Here is a 20,522-nt window from a genome sequence, read left to right on the forward strand (position 1 = left end):
AAAAAATGAAAGAAATCATTGAAGAAATTCAAGCATACAAACCTTTTACACAGCAAGAAGCAAATGATCAAAAACTTTTTCTAGAACAAATACAATTTCAAAAAAATCTGCTGACACGAGAAAATAGCGACTACCATTTTTCTTCTTCTGCGTGGGTGGTCAATCTTACCTATGATAAAGTATTGATGGTCTATCATAATATTTATCAGTCTTATTCGTGGACAGGTGGACACGCAGATGGCTGTAACGACCTCTTATTAGTCGCTCAAAAAGAACTGGAAGAAGAGACGGGGATCAAGAAATATCGATTGATAACTGATGATTTGTTTGCGTTTGATATTTTGCCAGTCCAAGCACATTTTAAAAATGGCCAGTTTGTCAAAGCGCATCATCATATCAATACGACCTACTTGTTTATGGCGCAAGAAGATCAGCCACTACAAATCAAAGCAGATGAAAACAGTGGAGTAAAGTGGATCAACGTAGCGAATTTGGATCAAGAAGTTGCTGAAAAAGAGATGCAGGTCTATTATCATAAAATGATACAAAAAGCCCGTTTACTTAAAAAATGATTGATTAAAAGAAATAGCAAATACACCGAAAGCCTATCGATGGCTAAAATATTTTATATAGTACAAGCCGTAACGGTTTTTGATTGTATAAAAAGAGTCGATGGGCTCTTTTTTAACTGATAGTTTACATAAATTTATTATGAATTGCTATTGTAAAATTAAATTCTATCCGCTTTTCTATGATTAATCGATGGCTAAAAAATGATTCTAAGCTAAAATAATTCAAATGAAATTATCATAATCTGTTGTAAATAAATAGGTATTTAAAAACTATCCTCATATGTATGGATCATTTATCGGCATATTCCTGTATTTTTTTAATTTTAAATAATAATTCCGTGGCGAACAGGAAACGCTTTCTAATGTTTTTTAGGTATCTACGGTCCGATATATGATCGTTTCAAAAGAAAAATACAAAATAATAAAAAAACAAATTAAAATGATTGTACTTGGTTTTTTAGTTTTTTGTTATTTTTTCATTTTCATGATCTCGTTTTATTGTGAGCAATTATTCAATCGTATAGGTTTTTTCAGAATATTCGTTAACTTGAAGCTATCTTGCGCTTGCTGTTTTTTCATTGTAAAGTAATTTCAGGGGATCTTCCATTTAAATGTTCTTATTCATTCGTTATTACTAATTATAAGATCAAAACATATTTGGTAGTGAATACCCTAGATAAAATTGAATAGGAGTGGTTTTAATGTCCAAAGCAGAAAAAGGCATGACACTTGGCGCTCTGGTCATGATGATCTTCACCTCAGTATTTGGATTTGCTAACGGTCCGGTAGCATTCTACTTAATGGGGTATGGCTCAATCATCTTTTATGTCGTGGCTGCGATTCTATTTTTCATTCCATTTGCTTTAATGATGGCTGAATTTGGTTCAACGATCAAAGGTGAAAATAGTGGGATGTACAAATGGTTGGAAGTCAGCGTGGGACCGCGTTTTGCATTTATTGGAACGTTCATGTGGTTTGCTTCTTACGTTGTCTGGATGGTTTCTACATCATCAAAAGTTTGGATTCCTTTTACAACGGCTTTTGCCGGAAGTGACCAAACACAAAAATTAAGCATGTTCGGTTTGAATTCAACACAAATGGTTGGACTTTTAGCATGTTTATGGATGATCATTGTTACCTTAGTCTCAATCAAAGGGGTTAAAGGAATCGTTAAGATTACCAGTCTTGGCGGACTTGCGGTAACTAGTTTGAATGTTGTTCTTATTGTAATTTCAGGTATTATTTTAGTTGCAAATGAAGGCCACTTGGCTCAACCATTTGATCATATTTTACATTCGCCAAATCCTAGTTATCAAAGCCCAATCGGTTTGTTAGGTTTTGCGGTATTCGCAATCTTCGCTTACGGAGGTCTTGAAGCTGTTGGTGGGATGGTTGATAAAACACGCAACCCAGAAAAAACATTCCCTAAAGCGGTCGTGCTATCAGCATTAATTATTTCGATTGGTTATGCACTAGGGATCTTCTTGTGGGGTGTAAGTACAAACTGGCAAGATATTTTATCAGGCGATACAACAAACTTAGGGAACATCTCTTATGTAATGATGAACAATCTAGGGGTTGAATTTGGTAAAGGTATCGGACTTAGCCAAGCTGCTGCTATCAGCATGGGAAATTGGTTTGCTCGTTACACTGGTTTGGGAATGTTCTTAGCTTATAGCGGAGCCTTCTTCACATTGACGTATTCACCATTGAAAACATTGATTATGGGAACACCGAAGAAATTATGGCCGAAGAAATTTACTGTATTAAATGAAAATGGTATGCCAAGTTATGCAATGTGGGCACAATGTGCGATTGTTGTTGCAATCATCTTGATTGCTTCATTTGCGACACCAGATCCATCAGCGTTTTATAACATTTTAACCTTGATGGCAAATGTGTCGATGACATTGCCTTACTTGTTCTTGATCTACGCATTTCCTAAATTCAAGAAAAAAGAAGGTTTGGATCGTCCGTTTGAAGTATACAAATCACATGGCATGACACTGATTATCAGTATAGTAGTCTTCTTACTAGTATTGGGTGCAAATGTCTTCACAATTTTCCAACCAATCATTGAAGGCGCAGGCGTTCGTGATACACTTTGGATGATCGCAGGTCCAGTTGGATTTACGGTAGTAGGAATTATTCTTTACCAAAACTACGTACGTCGTTCAAAAGCTAAATAATCAATGAAGAAGTCTCAGTCAATGTTACTGAGGCTTCTTTTTTTAGAAAGCACCTTCATGCTCTTGACATCAACAACACAACATATCGTGTTGTTTTTTTACATATCATTAAAAACATACAAAATCTAGTCTTTACTTCAAAAAAATTAAGAGTAATATTTATCAAGGATTTGAAAGAAAAGTTTAGTGAGAAGGGATGGATGAAACGATGTTATTAGTAGCTGGCACGATTGGTGCAGGGAAAAGCAGTTTGACAGATATGTTGTCACAAGAAATGAATTCAAAACCATTTTACGAGAATGTCGATGATAATGAAGTACTGCCATTGTTTTACTCAAATCCAAAAAAATATACATTTTTATTGCAAATATTCTTTTTAAATAAACGTTTTTTGGCGATGAAAGATGCCTTAAAACAAGCAGATAATGTGCTGGATCGATCGATTTATGAGGACAGTCTTCTTTTCCATTTAAATGCCGATCTTGGCAGAGTGAGCGAGGCAGAAGTGATCCAATACGATAACTTATTAGATACGATGTTAAAGGAACTGGAGCTGGTCTCACCTAAAAAACGTCCAGATTTATTGGTACATATCAAAGTATCTTTTGATGTAATGTTGGAACGGATCGAAAAAAGAGGGCGTGATTATGAACAAGTTGCGCTGAATCCAGAATTGTTGGAGTACTACCGATTGGTTAATCAGCGGTATGAACAATGGTTTGATGCCTTTGATATTTGTCCTAAAATTCAAATTGATGGAGATCGTTATGATTTTGTCGCAGATCCTAAAGCTTCAGAAATAGTGATCAAAAAAATCAAAGAAGAGACCAATAAATTGAATCTGCAAATGCCTGGACAGGCGAGGTATTATTCAACAGGGTTAATCGAAAAAGGGATTTTTTAAACGAATCCTTTTTTTGTTTAAAAAAGAACGATTGTTTTCTAGAAGGAGTCACAGATGTTAAATTATTTCAACTTTTTGCTTCATCAATTAAAAGGATGGCCGCAACAAAATTATTATCTTTTTTTCTTTAGTTTAGGGTGCCAAGTCATGACGCTGGTCAATCAACCAATCGATATACTAAGTGTGATCACTTTCATCGGAACAACCCTCGGGGTACTATGTATTCTTTCAATTAATGCCGCTAAATCAGTTAATGGTGTTTTAGGGATTATTTCGGCAATTTGCTTTATTTACGTTGGTTATTCAGCTAAAAATTATTTGAGTATCGGGGAACAGATTGCTTATATGATTACATTGGATATTCCAGTATTATTAAGTAAAGAGTGGAATCATAATATGGCGTCAAAAATCCGTAAATTTACAGGTAAAAGTTGGTTCGTCGCAATTATCTGTACTATCATCGTCTATTTTGTTTCTGGTTATTTGATCCAAAGAGTTACGGATGATCCTCGTCCATGGATTGACGCAATCGCTTTTTCAATCAGTTTAAGTGCTGGAATCATCAGTTTTTTACGCTATAATAATCAATATTTTTGGTGGCTGGCTTCGGGGCTTGCTCAGATGGTTCTTTGGTATATTTCTTTTGCCCATGGTTCGGCTAGTTTAGCGATGTTTGTCAATAGTTCGGTCTATCTAATCAATGATGTTTTGGCATTCACCGTTTCGCCTTGGTACAATAAAAAAACTCGAAAGCAAATGCAACAGATGGAAGAAGAGTATTATTTGAGCCATCAGTAGAGAATTGACACTTGTTACAGTATCCAATCATATTGGATACTGTTTTTTTATTTATAGATCTAGGTGAAATCCATCGTACGAGCTATCATAAATAATAGAACGCATTTTATCTATATGAAATCAGTTGAATAAGTGATTGTTACAGCATCATTCATATTAATAAGGTTGATATTCATAGATTAATTAATAATTGAGAGAACTTTTCTGTTTATAGGAAAAATAACAGAATGATTGTTGATTGTTTGGTGAAAATTTAGACTAGAATTTCAAAACCATATCCACGGATATGTTCTTTTAAAAGTTCTAAATAATGTTGAGCCAAAGGGCTGAGTTCTAGTTGTTGTTGTTTGATCCAGCCTAATGTGATGACATCATTGTATTCTAACGGAATGGCTACGATCTTATCGTCATTCAATTCACTACTGATAATCCCGGAACTTATCGTGTATCCGTTAAGTCCGACCATTAAATTGAAAATCGTTGCGCGATCGCTGACTTTGATATTTTTTTTGCGATCCCAAGTACTCAAAATCTCTTCAGAAAAATAAAATGAATTCGTCTCTCCTTGTTCGTAAGACAAATAAGGATATCCTTCAAGATCAGCTAAAGTGATTTGTTTTTTAGCTACTAAAGGATTCGAACGACTGACAAAAACGTGTGGTTTTGCTTCAAATAGCGGGGTAAATTCAAGCCCTTTTTCTTTGAATAATTTTTTCATGACTTGTTGATTAAACGAATTTAAATACAAAACACCCACTTCACTTTTAAAAGTAGTCAAATCGTCAAAAATATTTTCTGTTTCCGTTTCACGTAAAGTAAAGTTGTATTCATCAGCATTTACGGTTCGCAATAATTCTACAAACGCATGGACCACAAAGGCATAATGCTGGGCAGAGACCGAAAAACTTTGTTTGCGAAGCGGTTTATTTTTGAATTTTTCTTCTAACAGATTGACTTGATCTAAAATTTGACGACAATAGATCAAAAATTCACGCCCTTCTGATGTAGGAATGATCCCTTGTTTGTTTCGTACGAGCAGTTGAACATTCATTTCATTTTCTAACTCTTTCAAGGCGTTAGAAAGACTGGGTTGAGTGAGATATAACGCTTTGGCAGCTTCATTGATGGATCCTTTTTCGATAATTTTTTCAAAATAAATCAGTTGTTGTAAACGCATCGTTTCACCTCTATTTTTTATGAGTATAACGGATGTTATAGCTGTTGGCTATAACTAGTTATTACTTTTTTCAGTTATTCAAGTAAAAAGAAGCATGATAATGTGTACCGTACACAGCTGAAGGAGGAAATTATATGAAAACAGCGATTATTGGATTTCCCAGAATTGGAGAAAATCGGGAATTAAAATTTGCAACTGAAAAATACTTTAGAAATGAATTAACGATTGACGAATTGGAAGATTTTTCAAAGGAGTTACGGAAGAAACATTGGCAATTGATTAAAAATAGTGGAGTCGAAGGAATTCCTAGTAATGACTTCTCTTTTTATGATACGACACTCGATACAGCTTGTTTGCTAAATATCATCCCCAAAGAACTAACTGAGTTGAGTTTATCTGAAAGTGAAAAATACTTTGCTTTGGCTCGGGGCTATCAAGGAGAAAAAGGGGATATCAAAGCACGTCCCATGAAGAAATGGTTTAATACTAATTATCACTATATCGTGCCGAAATTTGAAAAAGATACAACGATTTCTGTGACTGGTGACAAAATTTTCAAAGAATACCAAGAAGCAAAGAACCTGGGGATAGATACCCGTCCAGTAATCGTTGGACCATTTACATTATTACAATTGAGTGAATTTGCTCCTGAAGTTGATCGGGGAAATATCGTTGTGGAATTAACAACTGCATATAAAGAAATTATCCAACGCCTTAGTGATCTGGGGGCTGAATGGCTCCAAATAGATGAACCAAGCTTAGTAAAAGATGTGACGGCTGCAGAATTACAAGAATTTCAAGCAATCTATCAAGAATTATTAGCAGATGCTAAAATTAAAGTCTTGTTACAAACTTATTTTGGGGATATTCGTGATGCCTATGAGACAGTAATCAAGTTACCTTTTGCTGGGATAGGATTGGATTTTATCGAAGGCCGCAAAACAGTAGAATTACTTAAACAAGGATTTCCTCAAGACAAAGTATTGTTTGCCGGAGTGGTGAATGGAAAAAACATTTGGCGAAACAATTACCAACAAACAGTCGATGTATTAACCCAAATCAATCAGGAAAATCTTGTACTAACAACTTCTTGTTCACTACTTCATGTACCATTTACAACTGAGAACGAAGATTTTTCTAATGAAATCAAACAACATTTTGCTTTTGCCAAAGAGAAGCTGACGGAACTAGTGGATTTAGCAGATATTCTAGCTGGAGCAGAAGAGGCATTAAAGACTAATCAAAAATTATTCGCAGATAATCGTTTTATCGAAAACAAAGTAGTACAAGAAAAAATCAAAGCATTGGCAGCAGAAGACTATGTGCGAAAACCAGATTTTGAAGAACGAAAAGAGTTACAAAAAGATGCCTTTGATTTTCCGATATTACCAACGACAACGATTGGTTCGTTTCCTCAAACAAGAGAAGTTAAGCTGACTCGAGCAAAGTATAAACGTCATGAAATCAGTGAAGAAGTCTATGATCAATTTATTGCTCAGCAGATTAATGAATGGCTCAAATGGCAAGAAGAAATCGGCTTAGATGTCTTAGTTCATGGTGAGTTTGAACGAAACGACATGGTAGAGTACTTTGGACAAAACTTGTCAGGCTATTTATTTAGTAAAAATGGTTGGGTCCAATCTTATGGTACACGCGGAGTCAAACCACCAATTATTTGGGGAGATGTTGCTCGTGAAAAGCCGATCACCGTTAAATGGTCATCTTATGCTCAAAATCAAACAGAAAAAATTGTGAAGGGTATGCTGACAGGGCCAGTGACTATATTAAACTGGTCATTCCCGCGAGAAGACATCAGCTTAAAAGATTCAACCTTGCAAATTGCTTTAGCCATTCAAGAAGAGGTACTTGATTTAGAAAAAAATGGGGTGCGAGTGATCCAAATTGATGAGGCTGCATTGAGAGAGAAATTACCGCTAAGAAAAACAGATTGGTACTCGGAATATTTAGACTGGTCAATTCCAGCCTTTCGTTTAGTACACAGTAAAGTACAAGCAACGACCCAGATTCATACGCATATGTGCTATAGCGAATTTACCGATATTATCCCAGCCATCGATCAAATGGATGCAGATGTGATTTCTTTTGAAGCTTCGCGTTCAAATCTAGCTATTTTAGATGAATTGAAACGCCAACATTTCAAAACAGCGGTTGGACCAGGTGTTTATGATATCCACTCACCACGAATCCCAGCAGTTGATGAAATCAAACAGACGATTGGTAAAATCTTAGCTAAAGTACCCTTAGAAAAAGTTTGGATCAATCCCGATTGCGGGTTAAAGACACGGGGGATTCCTGAAACGACTGCTAGTTTAACGAATATGACAGAAGCGGTGAAACAAATCAGAGAGGAACTGTAGCCTATGTCCAGTACACTATCATTTGAAGTCTTTCCGCCAAATACTCAAATTGGTGCGAATAAACTGTTTGAAACATTGAAAGAATTGCAGCAACTGCAGCCTGATTTTATCAGTGTTACTTGCAGCAACAATCGTCAGACAATCGCAGAGACGACACTAAAAGTAGCGGACTACATTCACAATGAATTAAAGGTTCAGACAATTGCTCATTTACCGGCAGTCTATTTAAATCAAGCACAGGCTGATGAATTGGTTAAACAGTTAGACAAGTTGGGGATTGATCGAATCTTAGCCTTACGAGGAGATATTATTCCAGAATTACCGCCAGAAAATGATTTTCATTATGCAAGTGATTTAGTAGATTATGTAAAAAAAGAAGCTCCGCATTTTCACATCAGCGGAGCTTGTTATCCAGAGGTACATCCAGAGTCAGTAAGCAGAGTCGCCGACATACAAAATTTGAAGAAAAAAGTTTCTGTCGGTTGTGAACAGCTGATCACCCAGCTGTTCTTTGACAATGAGTTGTTTTATCATTTTCAAGAATCTTGTTACCTAGCAGATATTAAAGTTCCGATCCTTGCAGGAATTATGCCAATAGTTAACCGCAATCAAGCCTTGCGTCTGATTAAGACGACGCAAACTAAATTGCCGCGCAAGTTTCTAGCTATTTTAGAAAAATACGAACATGATCCAACATCCTTAAAAGAAGCTGGTTTGGCCTATGCAGTCGATCAAATCATTGATCTATCAACACAAGATGTTGCTGGTATCCATCTTTATACGATGAATAATGCCGAAGTGGCAAAACATATTTATCATAATACTAAAAATGTCTTACATGGGCAGATTAAAGCGGGATAATTTTTTATTATTTGACATAAATGATAAAATGATTATAATTACATTAACGTTAATATTGAAACAGTGATGAGAAGAGTAATTGACGGAACTAGTTACAGAGACCCTGGTTGGTGAGAAAGGGGACAAAGCAAACTCAATGAAGATGAACTCTGAGTTCTCTTGCGGGTTAACGCTCGTTAGACGGCAGCGACCGTTATCTCGCCGAGCTTCAATTGGAGCTGTCGAGGTATTTTTAGATACGAATTTGGGTGGTAACACGGTTCAAACCGTCCCTTTGTCAAGTTGACAAAGGGACGGTTTTTTTATTCTAAAAAGGGGTGAGTAGTATGGAAGCAACAGAATTTGTTCAAAATTATTATCAAAAGAGATATCAAACGGATTCATTAAAATGGGATGGACTAGAAGAGCGCTATGGAGACGGGAAATTATTACCTTTGTGGGTAGCAGATATGGATTTTTCCGTTCCGCCATTTGTTCAAGAAACTTTGAAAAAACGGATTGATCATGGGATTTTTGGTTATTCTTTGGTTCCAACGACCTATTTTTCTGCTTATGAAGGCTGGCAAAGACGACATGAACAAACAGCATTTCAAAAAGACTGGCTGCACTTTACAACAGGTGTTGTTCAAGGATTGTACGATCTAATCAGTTGTTTTACTGAAGAAGAAGATCAAATTATCATACAACCACCGGTATACTATCCTTTTTTCGATGCAATCAAAAAACAAAAACGACAGTTAATAACTTCTAATTTAGTTGAAACAAAAGCTGGGTATCAGATGGATCTGGTGGATTTTGAGAATCAGTTGATAAACAATAACGTAAAACTTTTCATTTTATGTTCTCCCCATAACCCAGTTGGTCGTGTGTGGACTAAGGTAGAATTAACCGAGGTCTTTCGTTTGTGTAAAGAAAACGATGTATTGGTTATTTCAGATGAGATCCATTCCGATCTGATTCTACCAGGACATTCCTTTGTTTCTGCTGTAACGGTAGCTGAGGAATTAAATTTTTTGGATCATCTGATTGTTTGCAATGCACCATCTAAAACATTCAATTTAGCGGCATTACTTAACGCTCATATTTGGTTGCCAGATAAAGATTTACAAATACAATACCAAGACTGGGAAAACAAGCATCGTCAAACGGAAAATAGTGTATTAGGACAATTAGCGGGACTGACTGCCTATGATAAAGGCGATGACTGGCTGCAAAGTTTGTTGTCGGTAATAAATCAAAATTATCAATTATTGAAAGAGCAACTTGGTAAAAATATTCCAGAAATCAAGGTTCATGATCTCCAAGGAACGTATTTGGCTTGGCTCGATTTAAGAAATTGGCTCACAACACCAGAGACAAAGTCATTTATTCAAGAACAGGCTGGTTTAGCGATTGATTATGGAGAGTGGTTTTCAGCTGAAACGAAAGGATTTATTCGGATAAATTTAGCGACAAGTTCTGACAATATTAAGTTTACCTTAAATAGGCTATATGAGGTAAACCGCAAAATCAAAGGAGGAAAATAAGATGTATCATACTGCGACAGAATTAGCACAAATTGGAAATCATAGTGACAAACAAACGGGGGCAGTTTCTGCACCAATTTATTTATCGACCACATACTCTCATCCTGAACTAGGACAAGGTACCGGTTATGACTATACTCGTACAAAAAATCCCACAAGAACGATTTTAGAAGATGCTTTGGCTAAATTAGAAGCTGGTAGCCAAGGAATCGTCACTAGCTCTGGGATGAGTGCAATCCAACTAGTATTTAATTATTTCCCAGCCAAAAGTGAGTTTTTGGTTTCTCGTGATCTTTATGGTGGTAGTTATCGTTATTTCAAAGAACTGGAACGACAAAATTTTTCAAGATTTCATTATTTTGATGATTTCGATAGTTTAAAAAAACAATTGAATGAAAAAATCGACGCTGTTTTCTTAGAAACACCGACGAATCCATTAATGCAAGAAGTTTCAATTGCAGATACGGCAGAATTAGCTCATCAAAATGATGCCCTGTTGATTGTCGACAATACGTTCTCTACCCCATTGAGACAACAGCCATTAAAAGAGGGGGCAGATATCGTGGTTCATTCAGGAACGAAATTTTTGAGCGGACACAATGATTTGCTTGCCGGTGTCGTAATTGCAAAAGAAGCTGAATTAGGAGAAAAACTGGCATGGCTTTGCAATACAACTGGACCTACTTTATCAAGTTTTGATAGTTGGTTGTTTATCCGCAGCTTAAAGACTTTAAAAGTTCGTTTTGAACAACAAGAAAAAAATGCACAGGAAATCGCCAAAGTATTGGCATCGTTGCCTCAGATTGAAAAAGTACTATATCCAGGAATCGGCGGAATGATTAGTTTTTATGTGAAAGATGCACATAAAATCGATCGTTTTCTAGCAGAATTAAAATTGGTTACCTTTGCCGAAAGCCTAGGTGGAGTGGAAACATTAATTACTTATCCAACGACACAAACGCATGCAGATATTCCTAAAGAGTTACGGGAATCTTATGGATTGAGGGATAATTTGCTTCGTTTGTCAGTCGGGATTGAAGACAGCCAGGATTTATTGTACGATCTTACCCAAGGATTGCAGGTTTTTGAAGAATAGACCGGTGTTCTAATACTCAAGGAGGAATGATAATGAATTTACAGCAATACCGGTATGTAGTAACGATTGCCCAAGTAGGCAGCTTCAGCCAAGCAGCAAAAGAATTATTCGTGACACAACCTAGTCTTTCTAGTTCAATTAAAGAAGTAGAAAGTGAATTAGATGTCCAACTGTTTCATCGCTCAAAGTCAGGCGTTTGCCTGACTGAAGCGGGCAGTGATTTTTTGATCTATGCAAAACGGATCTTATCACAAGTCGAAGAGATGGAAAAACACTTTGTGTCTGGAACTAAAAAGAATTTTACTGTAAGTTCTCAACATTACGATTTTTTATATGAACCATTCACCAAAGTCACAAAAAAATTTCAGTCTGTTTGTCAAAATTTTTATTTAGTTGAAACTACAACGAAAAAAATTTTAGAGAGTATTCGAGATTTTGAAAGTGAATTAGGAATTATTTATCTAAACCCTCAGAGCAAACGGATGCTCGAGCGCTATTTTAGTCAAGAAAGCCTTAATTTTGAAGTATTAGGGAATTTTTCCACCCACATCTATTTAGGGAAAGATCATCCACTTGCGGCAAAGCCTTTTTTAACAAAAGAAGATCTGATTCCGTACCCGCAAGTTCGTTTTATCCAAGAAGATCATGGATCTGCTCATTTAGATGAAGATCCTATTGATATTTCTAAAGAACAATCAAATCTTTATACAAATGATCGAGGTACATTGATGAACTTATTGGATGCCTCCGATGCTTATGCTTCAGGTCTAGGGATCATCAATGGATTAACTAAAGATCAAATCGTTTTACGCCCATTGAAAGATGCAGACGTTCATTCTTTGGTTGTAATAACCAACGGTCGACGCAAACAGTCAGAAATCGGAGCCTTTTTTTTAACCGAATTGAAGAAAACATTAGAAAAAGCACAAGATGTTATAATCAAAAACAATGGATAGTCATAAAAAATCTCAATTAGCTTAGTCCTACTACTAACTGGTATAGTTATTCCATTGAATAGAACTTATTTGGAAGGGACGATTTTTTATGGAGAGTATAAAACAAACAAGTAAAATGATGCCATGCATGATGTGTCTATGTCCATCATGTTCTTTGGCATACTCTTAAATGGCGATATTAACAACTGACGACATTTAATGATGACCAAAGGACTTGAATTTCATTCAGGTCCTTTTTATTTTTCTTAAAAAAATGAGGGAGCGATTTTATGACAAAAAAAGAGTTAGTATTACGAGCGTTGAAAAAAGAGAAAGTAGAACGAGTCCCAGTTGGATTTTGGTTTCATTTTTTAGATGATCCCGAGAATGCAGCACCAAGTAAAGAAAATATTCAATTAAATATTGAAGGACATAAAAAATTTATTGAAGTTTTTAGGCCTGATTTTGTGAAATTGATGAGTGATGGATATTTTTACTATCCTAATGAGGTTATTCAACAAATTGAAACGACAGATGATCTTAAAGTAATTCAAGCTATTGATAGCAATCATTCTTGGTTTCAAGGCCAAGTTGAGCTGATAAAAAAACAGACGGATCAATTTGTCGAAGAAATTGCTGCTTTTTACAATATCTTTGCTCCCGCTACTTATTTCAAATGGCAACTACCTGGAGGAGAAGCACAATTTGCTGAATTATTAGTAAAAGCACCGGAATTAGTTGCTCAAGCATTAGAAGTAATTGCAGAGGACTTAGTGACATTAGTAACAAAAATTTTAGCCGAAACAACTATCGATGGGATTTATTTAAGCGTTCAAAATGTTCAAGATTCTCGCATTACTAAAGAAACTTATGAGACGGTTATCCAACCAAGTGATTTGAAAGTCTTAGAAGCCGCAAATAAGTCGGGTGGACAAAATATTTTGCATATTTGTGGTTATGAAGGTGCCAAGAATGATTTAAATTTATATCAAAATTACCCAGCTGCTGCGGTGAACTGGGCGGTTGGGCCAGAAGATGTTTCTTTAATCGAAGGACAGAAATTTTTTGATAAGACAGTTATTGGTGGTTTTGAAAATTCTAGCCGTGGACTCTTGTATCAAGGTTCGCCAGCTAAGATTCAAGGAGCTGTTGAAGAATTATTGAAAAATGCTGGAACAACAGGGATTATCCTTGGTGCAGATTGCACGGTACCTAGTGATATCTCATTAGAGAACCTTGAAGCGGTTCGTCAAGCAGCAAAACTATTTGTATAAAAAGGGAGAATGAAAATGAAAAAATGGTTAGTCATAGGAGCTGCGGTAATCGCAGTAGTCGCAATTACCATAGGTGTTCGAAGCAATAATAAAAAAGCGGTCGCTAAGGAGCAGGTGACAACTATCAATGTTGCTCATACTCAAAATTACGTACCGTATGATTATATCAACGACAAAGGAGACTCTGATGGCTTTGAAGTACAAGTATTGAAAGCTATTGATAAAAAGCTGCCTCAATACAAATTGAAATTTACAGGAACAAGTGATGAAGATTTATTGATTGGACTAGAGTCAGGAAAATATGATCTGGGGGTCAAAGGTGCCTGGTACACAGCTGAACGTGCGGAGAAATTTATCATTCCTAAAGAAAAAATTGGTGCTAGCGTCATTGGTTTTACTATTCGCAAAGCAGATGAACAAAAATATAAAAATATTGATGATATCGCAAAAGCAGGTGGTGTACCAATTTCACCTCAAAATGCTCAATGGAATGTGATTGAAGAGTACAACAAAGATCATACCGATAAACCGATCCAATTAAAAGCTGCCGAAGCATTCAATGTCTCTGACGCATATGCATGGGTCTTGGAAAAACGTTATGATGCCTATTTTGATATTAAATTGTCTTTTGAAGAGGCTATTCAAAATGAGAAAGGATCGTACCACCAATATGCGGATCAATTGAGTTATGTTCCATACAAAGGAATTCCAACATATCCATTGTTGCATAAAAGTGAGAAAAACGAAAAGTTCTCAAAGGCTTATGAAAAGGCAGTTAAAGAATTACAAGATGAAGGTACATTAACTAAGCTTTCAAAGAAATATTTTGATGAGGATGTTTTTAAATTTATTCAAGAATAGAGGGATTTTGATGGTTCGTTATGATTGGTCAAAAGTTTGGCAAACACTTCCGCAATTAATTGAGTATGTTCCTAAGACTTTACTTGTCATAGGATTAACAGTTCTTTTAGGAACAATTTTAGGTTTCTTAGTTTCTTGGGGAACTTTTGCGCCGGAACGAACGATTCGACGCCTAGCTGAAAGTTACATTTTTATTTTACGTTGTACGCCACCGATAGTGTTATTGTTTCTTGTCTTTTACGGATTACCGAAGTTATTATTTTGGTGGTTAGGTATTCAAAGTGATGAATGGTCACGAACAGCCTTTGCAGTGATAGCATTAACATTGTTATTTGCAGCGATGATCTCAAAAGTTTTCATTTCAGCATATTCAGCGGTACCTAAAGGGCAAACAGAAGCTAGTCTCAGTGTTGGATTAACTCAAAGTCAGACTTTTAGAAGAATTATTCTTCCTCAGGCTTTCCGAATTGCTTTGCCGAACTTTTCGACGGCATTGTTAAACTTGATGAAGGATGCTGCATTAGCTTACACGATCGGTTTGATAGATGTTCTTGGCGGGGCAAATTTATTGATCAGTCGTAACTTTGGGAATCATTCATTAGAAGTTTATTCTGCTGCTGCTATTATTTATTGGGTGATGGCATTGATCATTGCTCTTGGTACACAAGGTTTAGAAATCCTATTGATTCCTCAAAGAAAAGGGGCACTTAAATGAATTTAGATTATATTTTTGAAACATTTGTTTTGGCATTACATGGTGTCCCAATCACACTTTTGATTGCAGGAGTATCAATCATTTTTAGTATTATCCCAGCTATCTTATTAGCACTTGGAAGAATACATAAAATAAAAGGTGTGACGACTTTTTCAATCGTATACCTTGCCTTTATTCGAGCTACGCCACCTATTTTATTGATTCTGTTTTTTTATAGTTTGTTGCCTAGTTTGTTAAATCGATTATTGAGCGCTATTAATAGCTCATTTAATATATTTAATCTATCACCGATTTATTATGCGTTTATTATTTTTAGTTTTTTGACAACGGGTAGTTTATCAGAGATTTTTCGTTCGGCACTTTCAACGGTGAGTAAACAGCAACTTGAGGCTGGTCAGTCAGTAGGCTTGACGACATTTCAGACGTACCGCCGAATTATCTTTCCGCAAGCTTTGATCTCAGCGTTACCGAATTTATCAAATCTAACAATAAATTTGGTAAAAGGTACTTCATTGGTTTTTGTGATGACGATTAAGGACATCACAGCAATCGCAAAAGTTCAAGCAGCCCATGGGTATCAATATTTTGAATCCTACTTCGTAATATTTGTTATCTATTTATTACTTTGTGGCGGTCTGCAAGGTGCCTTTTATTTATTGAATAAACAGCTAAATTTCCGAACGATTAGGAAGGAGCAACAACATGTTAAAAGTCAAAAATATCCGCAAGCACTTTTATCAACAGGAAATTCTCAACAACGTTAGTTTAAATGTAAATAAAGGAGATGTAGTAGTTATTTTAGGCCCTAGTGGATCTGGGAAAACCACCTTTTTACGATGCTTGAATGGACTGGAAAGAGCCGATGCAGGGACATTAAAAATTAATCAGCAAGAATTTGATCTTGCTAAAATAAAAAATAAAGAAATGCTTCAAATACGACGAAAGACAGCATTTGTTTTTCAACACTATAATTTATTTGCTAATAAGACAGCATTGGAAAATGTATCAGAAGGGTTGATCATCGCACGTAAAATTCCTAAACAGGAAGCGTTGAAACTTTCTAAAGCAGCTATTGAAAAGGTTGGTCTGGGTGCTTATGAAGATTACTATCCTCATGAATTATCTGGAGGACAGCAACAACGTATTGGGATTGCTCGGGCAATTGCACTTAAACCAGAAGTCATCTTATTTGATGAACCAACTTCTGCCTTGGATCCAGAGCTGATTGGCGATGTACTACAAGTGATGCGTCAGCTGGCTGAAGAAGGAGTGACTATGGTAGTAGTAACTCATGAGATGAGTTTTGCTCGTGATGTCGCAAATCACGTGATGTTCATGGATCAAGGACAAATTGTTGAAGAAGGAAGTCCAAGTGAGTTTTTTACTCAACCGAAGGAAGAACGAACTCGAAGATTTTTACAAAGGATCTTACCGGAAGCAACTAGTGAATTTTAGTTAAAATTTTTTTACATTTAAATAGTACTAAAACAAGAGATCGTTGCATCAGGCGCGATCTCTTGTTTTAGTAAAAAGTTGGGATTAATCTTTGGAAAATGATAGGATGATAACGAAAGAAAGGAGCAGCTGCAATGAAAACGTGGAAAAAGGTTCTTTGGGTAATTTTTATTAGTGTGCTCTTTGTAATTATTGGCGGAATGGCTTATTTACACACACAGGCTCATCCTCCGACAAAGCAAGCACAACAAGTAGCTAGACATGCACAAGAAACGAATGATTGGTTATATTTTCCGTCTAAAAATTCTTCTAAACCAATCATTATTTTTTATCCAGGGGCATTGGTTGAGCCAGATAGTTATAGTCTCTGGGCACAAGAACTTGCAAATGCGGGCTATCCAGTCTATTTATTAAAAATGCCTTTTGATTTGGCGATTTTGGCACCAAAAAGCGGAGAAAAAGTTCTTACTAGTCAAACTGATCGAAATTATGTGGTCGGTGGGCACTCTTTAGGTGGCGTTATGGCTAGCCGTTTTGCAAAAGAACATCCTAAGAAATTAAGCGGAGTATTTTTTTTAGCAAGCTATCCAGATGAACAGGGACGTTTGACAACTCTGAAGATACCAACACTGTCATTGACGGCAGAAAATGATACTGTGTTAAATCATCAAGCATATCAACAGGCTAAAAAATATTTGCCTATTAAGACTGAATACCAAGAAATATCTGGAGGAAATCATGCTGGTTTTGGGTCTTATGGGACACAAAAAAACGATGGAAAAAGTACCATCAATGATCAAAACGAACAAGTAGCGCGACGTATAATCACTTGGTTAGCCAGGAAAGTTTATCAATGAGAACTAATTAAAGCCATTTTTTAAATAACAACAGCTACACATTGTATGCGATTACATTATATTGTTGCTATCCGTATTTAAACCTTGTATGCTTAAGTTGTACGAGTGTAACACATTATTTATTTTGAAAGAGAGGGTTCTCTATGAAACAGCATCCTTTAGAAGGAAAAACAGCGATTATTAAATTTGATTCAGGGCTCCAGTTTCGTATTGATTTTTTAGCAGAAAAGCAGTTGCGTTGGACGTCTATTCGGCCAGAAGATGCTGGAGCAACTGATGTTGAAAAGATTCATATCGAAGAATATCCCGGCGGTATTTTTTCCGTTGATTGGATTGAAGCATCTGGCCTTTGCGTTTCTTATACGATTGATACGAAAAATGAGTTTGTTAAAAGTTTTATGACATTTCCTGATGAGAATTATCGTGGTGGACGGAGACCGTTTATTCATGAAGGAAGCTTTCACTTTATCTCAGAAAATGGGGAACCAGACCTGACAGTTTGATAAAACGATTCCTGATTAAGTTTCTATATGTTAAAAGTCATCCTCGCTTAAAAGAGACAAAAGAGACAATGTGCTCTTTTGTTTTTTTATGAGGATTTTAATTTTTAACCATTGATGTAAGGGCTACTTAGAAATTTTGTTCTATAAGAAAAAATAGTTGTTCATTAAGAAAAAATAGTTGTTCATTTTTCGGCAGAAATTATTGTTTCATCACGCTATACTTGATGGATAAAGGAGGGGAAAGTGATGATTACAATTTCCCAACAACAGGAATTCTATCAAGCATTCCTTGAAAAAAATCGCGCATACGACGGTATATTTTTTGTAGGAATCAAAACGACCGGAATCTTTTGTCATCCCTCATGCCGTGCTAGAAAACCCAAATTTGAAAATTGTGCCTTTTATAAAACGGCGGAGGAAGCGCTGCTAGCAGGTTTTCGTCCATGTAAAATATGTCAGCCGCTATCATTTCCGCAGTTGATCCCTGAAGAAGTCCAAAAATTAGTAGACGAAGTAGAAGCTCATCCAGAAAAGCGATGGAAAGAAGCAGATTTTTCAGCACTTGGGTTAAATTCGGCCACTGCTCGCAGAAAATTTAAAGAGATTTACCAGATGACTTTTGTCCAATATGCAAGAGCACGAAGAATGGGAATCGCTCTTAAAGCAATTACCCAAGGGAGCAAGGTGATTGATCAACAATTGCAAGCGGGTTATGAATCGGCTAGCGGATTCAATGATGCTTTCACTAAAATCATGGGAAATCCAGTAAAAAAAATTGCAGTCCAAACATTAATGGCTTCCTTTATATCTACACCTATTGGTCGGATGCTTTGTTTAACAAATGATGAATACTTGTATTTATTAGAATTTGAAAATCGGCGAGGACTAGAGCGTGAGATTGAACGCTTGCGAGAAAAATATAATTTTCGGATTATTTATGGTCAAACGACAATCAGCCAAAGAGTTGGAGAACAGTTAAGGGAGTATTTTAAAGGAGAGCGTTTTGAATTTTCAATTCCAGTATTTTACGACGGCTCACCATTTCAAAAACAAGTTTGGGATCGTTTGGTTCAAATTCCTTACGGACAAACACTTAGTTATCAAGAAATCGCTGTTCAATTAGGGGATAAAAACAAAGTTCGAGCAGTAGGTGGTGCTAATGGAGCAAATAAATTGGCGATCATTATCCCCTGTCACCGCGTCATTGCTCAAAATGGACGTTTAACAGGTTATGCTGGTGGTTTAGAACGAAAAAAATATTTACTTGAATTAGAGCAGAAATATACGAATAGAGAGATTGAAAATAAAAAATGATGGGCTGAGTAGTTGTATAAACAAGTAGAAGCGACTTTGCTATAACTAAGAAAAACAGCCAAATTATGTCTGTTCCTGTAATTTCGTGCTTTACAGACATAGTTCGGCTGTTCTTTTAATGGTCATATGTATTACGAATTCTTAGTAAAAGAGTAAAAAGATGAATGACAAAAATAAAAAGAGAAGCAATAACATTAAATAATAGATTTTTTGTTTCAAGCGCTTGAGTTTCTGTTGTTCAGCGGGAGAAAGCGTACTTGTTGTTTTTCTGCGGTTAAACAGATAGAGTAATAATCCGCTGCCATTTTGACCGCCTGCGGCAAGTAATGACCAAAATCTCGGATGTTTGATCCCACGATTTTTTGCATCGATCAAGACCAACGAATAGAAATAGTAGCCTACGCCGACAATCACAACTAAAAGTAAACATAGAAAAAGAATCAGGATAATTGATTGAGTCATAACATCCACCCCTAAATTTTTTTGACGATCAGATAAAATAAAGTAAGAGTATTCACCCCAATTAGAGCAAATATAATAAAGATAAACGTATTACTGATTGTTTGATTTGTTACTAGTACGATCATCAGTAAGATATTTATTGATAGCATGATAATAAATACTTTTAAAAAGTGATTGACGAGGGTATTTTCTTGAAGGTGTTTGACCATTTTTTTATCTCCTTTTAATAATTCATCTAATGAAAGTGAATAGACATCGGACAATCGGATCATCCGCTCAATATCAGGATAGCTTCGTCCGTTTTCCCAATTCGATATTGTTTGTCGAGTAATACCTAATACCTCAGCAACATACTCTTGTGTTAAATTTAATTCCACTCTCCGAAGCTTTAAACGCTCCCCAACTTCCATTATTGACACTCCTATCCTCACATAATTTAATCTAAGAATAAATCAAAAATCGTTTACTAACGAGATAAAAAGCAAATTCTAAGGTAAAAAAGCTTTTCCATCCGCCTAAATATTCCAAAAGACGAACAAAAAAGTCAATCTAAGACTATATAAGAATTAAAAATATCGCAAATAAAATTTATATCTAAAAAACAATTACTTCAAACTTAAATATGGAGTTTTCACATCAGAGGAG

The 20,522-nt window shown here is 35.9% G+C and carries 20 protein-coding genes; 17 read left to right on the forward strand and 3 right to left on the reverse strand.

Annotated elements, in window-relative coordinates:
* Positions 1 to 5 precede the first annotated feature (5 nt).
* The 4 genes from P7D84_RS11505 (at position 6) to pnuC (ending at position 4,463) form a co-directional block, all read left to right on the forward strand.
* A complete protein-coding gene (locus tag P7D84_RS11505; RefSeq protein WP_311806499.1) occupies positions 6 to 572 on the forward strand; it encodes an NUDIX hydrolase in 567 nt (188 codons plus the stop codon).
* 701 nt (positions 573 to 1,273) lie between these two features.
* Positions 1,274 to 2,761: a glutamate/gamma-aminobutyrate family transporter YjeM gene (gene yjeM, locus P7D84_RS11510; RefSeq protein WP_311806500.1), complete on the forward strand. Its 1,488-nt coding sequence runs from the start codon at positions 1,274 to 1,276 to the stop codon at positions 2,759 to 2,761.
* Between the two features lie 196 nt (positions 2,762 to 2,957).
* Complete coding sequence (locus tag P7D84_RS11515; RefSeq protein WP_311806501.1) at positions 2,958 to 3,665, forward strand: deoxynucleoside kinase; 708 nt, start codon at positions 2,958 to 2,960, stop codon at positions 3,663 to 3,665.
* A 54-nt stretch (positions 3,666 to 3,719) separates the two neighbouring features.
* Positions 3,720 to 4,463: a nicotinamide riboside transporter PnuC gene (gene pnuC / locus P7D84_RS11520; protein WP_311801374.1), complete on the forward strand. Its 744-nt coding sequence runs from the start codon at positions 3,720 to 3,722 to the stop codon at positions 4,461 to 4,463.
* 253 nt (positions 4,464 to 4,716) lie between these two features.
* Here pnuC and P7D84_RS11525 read toward each other — a convergent pair whose 3' ends face one another.
* Positions 4,717 to 5,640, reverse strand: a complete 924-nt coding sequence (locus P7D84_RS11525) for a LysR family transcriptional regulator (RefSeq protein WP_311806502.1) — start codon at positions 5,638 to 5,640, stop codon at positions 4,717 to 4,719.
* 134 nt (positions 5,641 to 5,774) lie between these two features.
* Between P7D84_RS11525 and metE the strand changes: the two genes are divergently transcribed.
* From metE to P7D84_RS11590, 13 genes are all read left to right on the forward strand, one after another.
* Positions 5,775 to 8,018, forward strand: a complete 2,244-nt coding sequence (gene metE, locus P7D84_RS11530) for a 5-methyltetrahydropteroyltriglutamate--homocysteine S-methyltransferase (protein ID WP_311800722.1) — start codon at positions 5,775 to 5,777, stop codon at positions 8,016 to 8,018.
* Positions 8,019 to 8,021: 3 nt separating this feature from the next.
* A complete protein-coding gene (gene metF, locus P7D84_RS11535; RefSeq protein ID WP_311800723.1) occupies positions 8,022 to 8,879 on the forward strand; it encodes a methylenetetrahydrofolate reductase [NAD(P)H] in 858 nt (285 codons plus the stop codon).
* Between the two features lie 326 nt (positions 8,880 to 9,205).
* Positions 9,206 to 10,405 (forward strand): MalY/PatB family protein, encoded by a 1,200-nt coding sequence (locus tag P7D84_RS11540; protein ID WP_311806503.1) that lies wholly within the window; start codon positions 9,206 to 9,208, stop codon positions 10,403 to 10,405.
* A gap of 1 nt (position 10,406) precedes the next feature.
* Positions 10,407 to 11,501, forward strand: coding sequence for a PLP-dependent transferase (locus P7D84_RS11545; RefSeq protein WP_311806504.1), 1,095 nt, complete (start codon positions 10,407 to 10,409; stop codon positions 11,499 to 11,501).
* Between the two features lie 32 nt (positions 11,502 to 11,533).
* The gene (locus P7D84_RS11550; RefSeq protein ID WP_311800727.1) at positions 11,534 to 12,457 is read left to right on the forward strand and encodes a LysR family transcriptional regulator; all 924 of its coding nucleotides are present in this window, start codon (positions 11,534 to 11,536) and stop codon (positions 12,455 to 12,457) included.
* A gap of 269 nt (positions 12,458 to 12,726) precedes the next feature.
* The gene (locus P7D84_RS11555; RefSeq protein ID WP_311806505.1) at positions 12,727 to 13,710 is read left to right on the forward strand and encodes a uroporphyrinogen decarboxylase family protein; all 984 of its coding nucleotides are present in this window, start codon (positions 12,727 to 12,729) and stop codon (positions 13,708 to 13,710) included.
* 9 nt (positions 13,711 to 13,719) lie between these two features.
* Positions 13,720 to 14,571 (forward strand): transporter substrate-binding domain-containing protein, encoded by an 852-nt coding sequence (locus P7D84_RS11560; protein ID WP_311806506.1) that lies wholly within the window; start codon positions 13,720 to 13,722, stop codon positions 14,569 to 14,571.
* Positions 14,572 to 14,581: 10 nt separating this feature from the next.
* A complete protein-coding gene (locus tag P7D84_RS11565; RefSeq protein WP_311800730.1) occupies positions 14,582 to 15,286 on the forward strand; it encodes an amino acid ABC transporter permease in 705 nt (234 codons plus the stop codon).
* Complete coding sequence (locus tag P7D84_RS11570) at positions 15,283 to 16,050, forward strand: amino acid ABC transporter permease (RefSeq protein ID WP_311806507.1); 768 nt, start codon at positions 15,283 to 15,285, stop codon at positions 16,048 to 16,050. The genes P7D84_RS11565 and P7D84_RS11570 overlap by 4 nt, the downstream gene beginning before the upstream one ends.
* Entirely contained in the window at positions 15,989 to 16,741 is a 753-nt protein-coding gene (locus tag P7D84_RS11575) for an amino acid ABC transporter ATP-binding protein (RefSeq protein ID WP_311806508.1), read from the forward strand. Before P7D84_RS11570 ends, P7D84_RS11575 begins: the two co-directional genes overlap by 62 nt.
* 134 nt (positions 16,742 to 16,875) lie before the next feature.
* On the forward strand, positions 16,876 to 17,598 hold the full coding sequence (locus P7D84_RS11580; protein ID WP_311806509.1) for an alpha/beta hydrolase: 723 nt from the start codon (positions 16,876 to 16,878) through the stop codon (positions 17,596 to 17,598).
* A gap of 143 nt (positions 17,599 to 17,741) precedes the next feature.
* The gene (locus P7D84_RS11585) at positions 17,742 to 18,101 is read left to right on the forward strand and encodes a MoaF-related domain-containing protein (RefSeq protein WP_311806510.1); all 360 of its coding nucleotides are present in this window, start codon (positions 17,742 to 17,744) and stop codon (positions 18,099 to 18,101) included.
* 246 nt (positions 18,102 to 18,347) lie between these two features.
* Positions 18,348 to 19,415, forward strand: coding sequence for a bifunctional transcriptional activator/DNA repair enzyme AdaA (locus tag P7D84_RS11590; protein WP_311806511.1), 1,068 nt, complete (start codon positions 18,348 to 18,350; stop codon positions 19,413 to 19,415).
* Between the two features lie 141 nt (positions 19,416 to 19,556).
* Here the strand turns inward: P7D84_RS11590 and P7D84_RS11595 are convergent, their stop codons facing one another.
* The gene (locus P7D84_RS11595; RefSeq protein WP_311806512.1) at positions 19,557 to 19,877 is read right to left on the reverse strand and encodes a hypothetical protein; all 321 of its coding nucleotides are present in this window, start codon (positions 19,875 to 19,877) and stop codon (positions 19,557 to 19,559) included.
* 11 nt (positions 19,878 to 19,888) lie between these two features.
* Positions 19,889 to 20,287 (reverse strand): helix-turn-helix domain-containing protein, encoded by a 399-nt coding sequence (locus tag P7D84_RS11600; RefSeq protein ID WP_311800738.1) that lies wholly within the window; start codon positions 20,285 to 20,287, stop codon positions 19,889 to 19,891.
* Positions 20,288 to 20,522: the final 235 nt, after the last annotated feature.

Origin of the sequence: Enterococcus dongliensis (genome assembly GCF_031927985.1) — a bacterium.
Classification (GTDB): Bacteria; Bacillota; Bacilli; order Lactobacillales; family Enterococcaceae; genus Enterococcus_A; species Enterococcus_A dongliensis.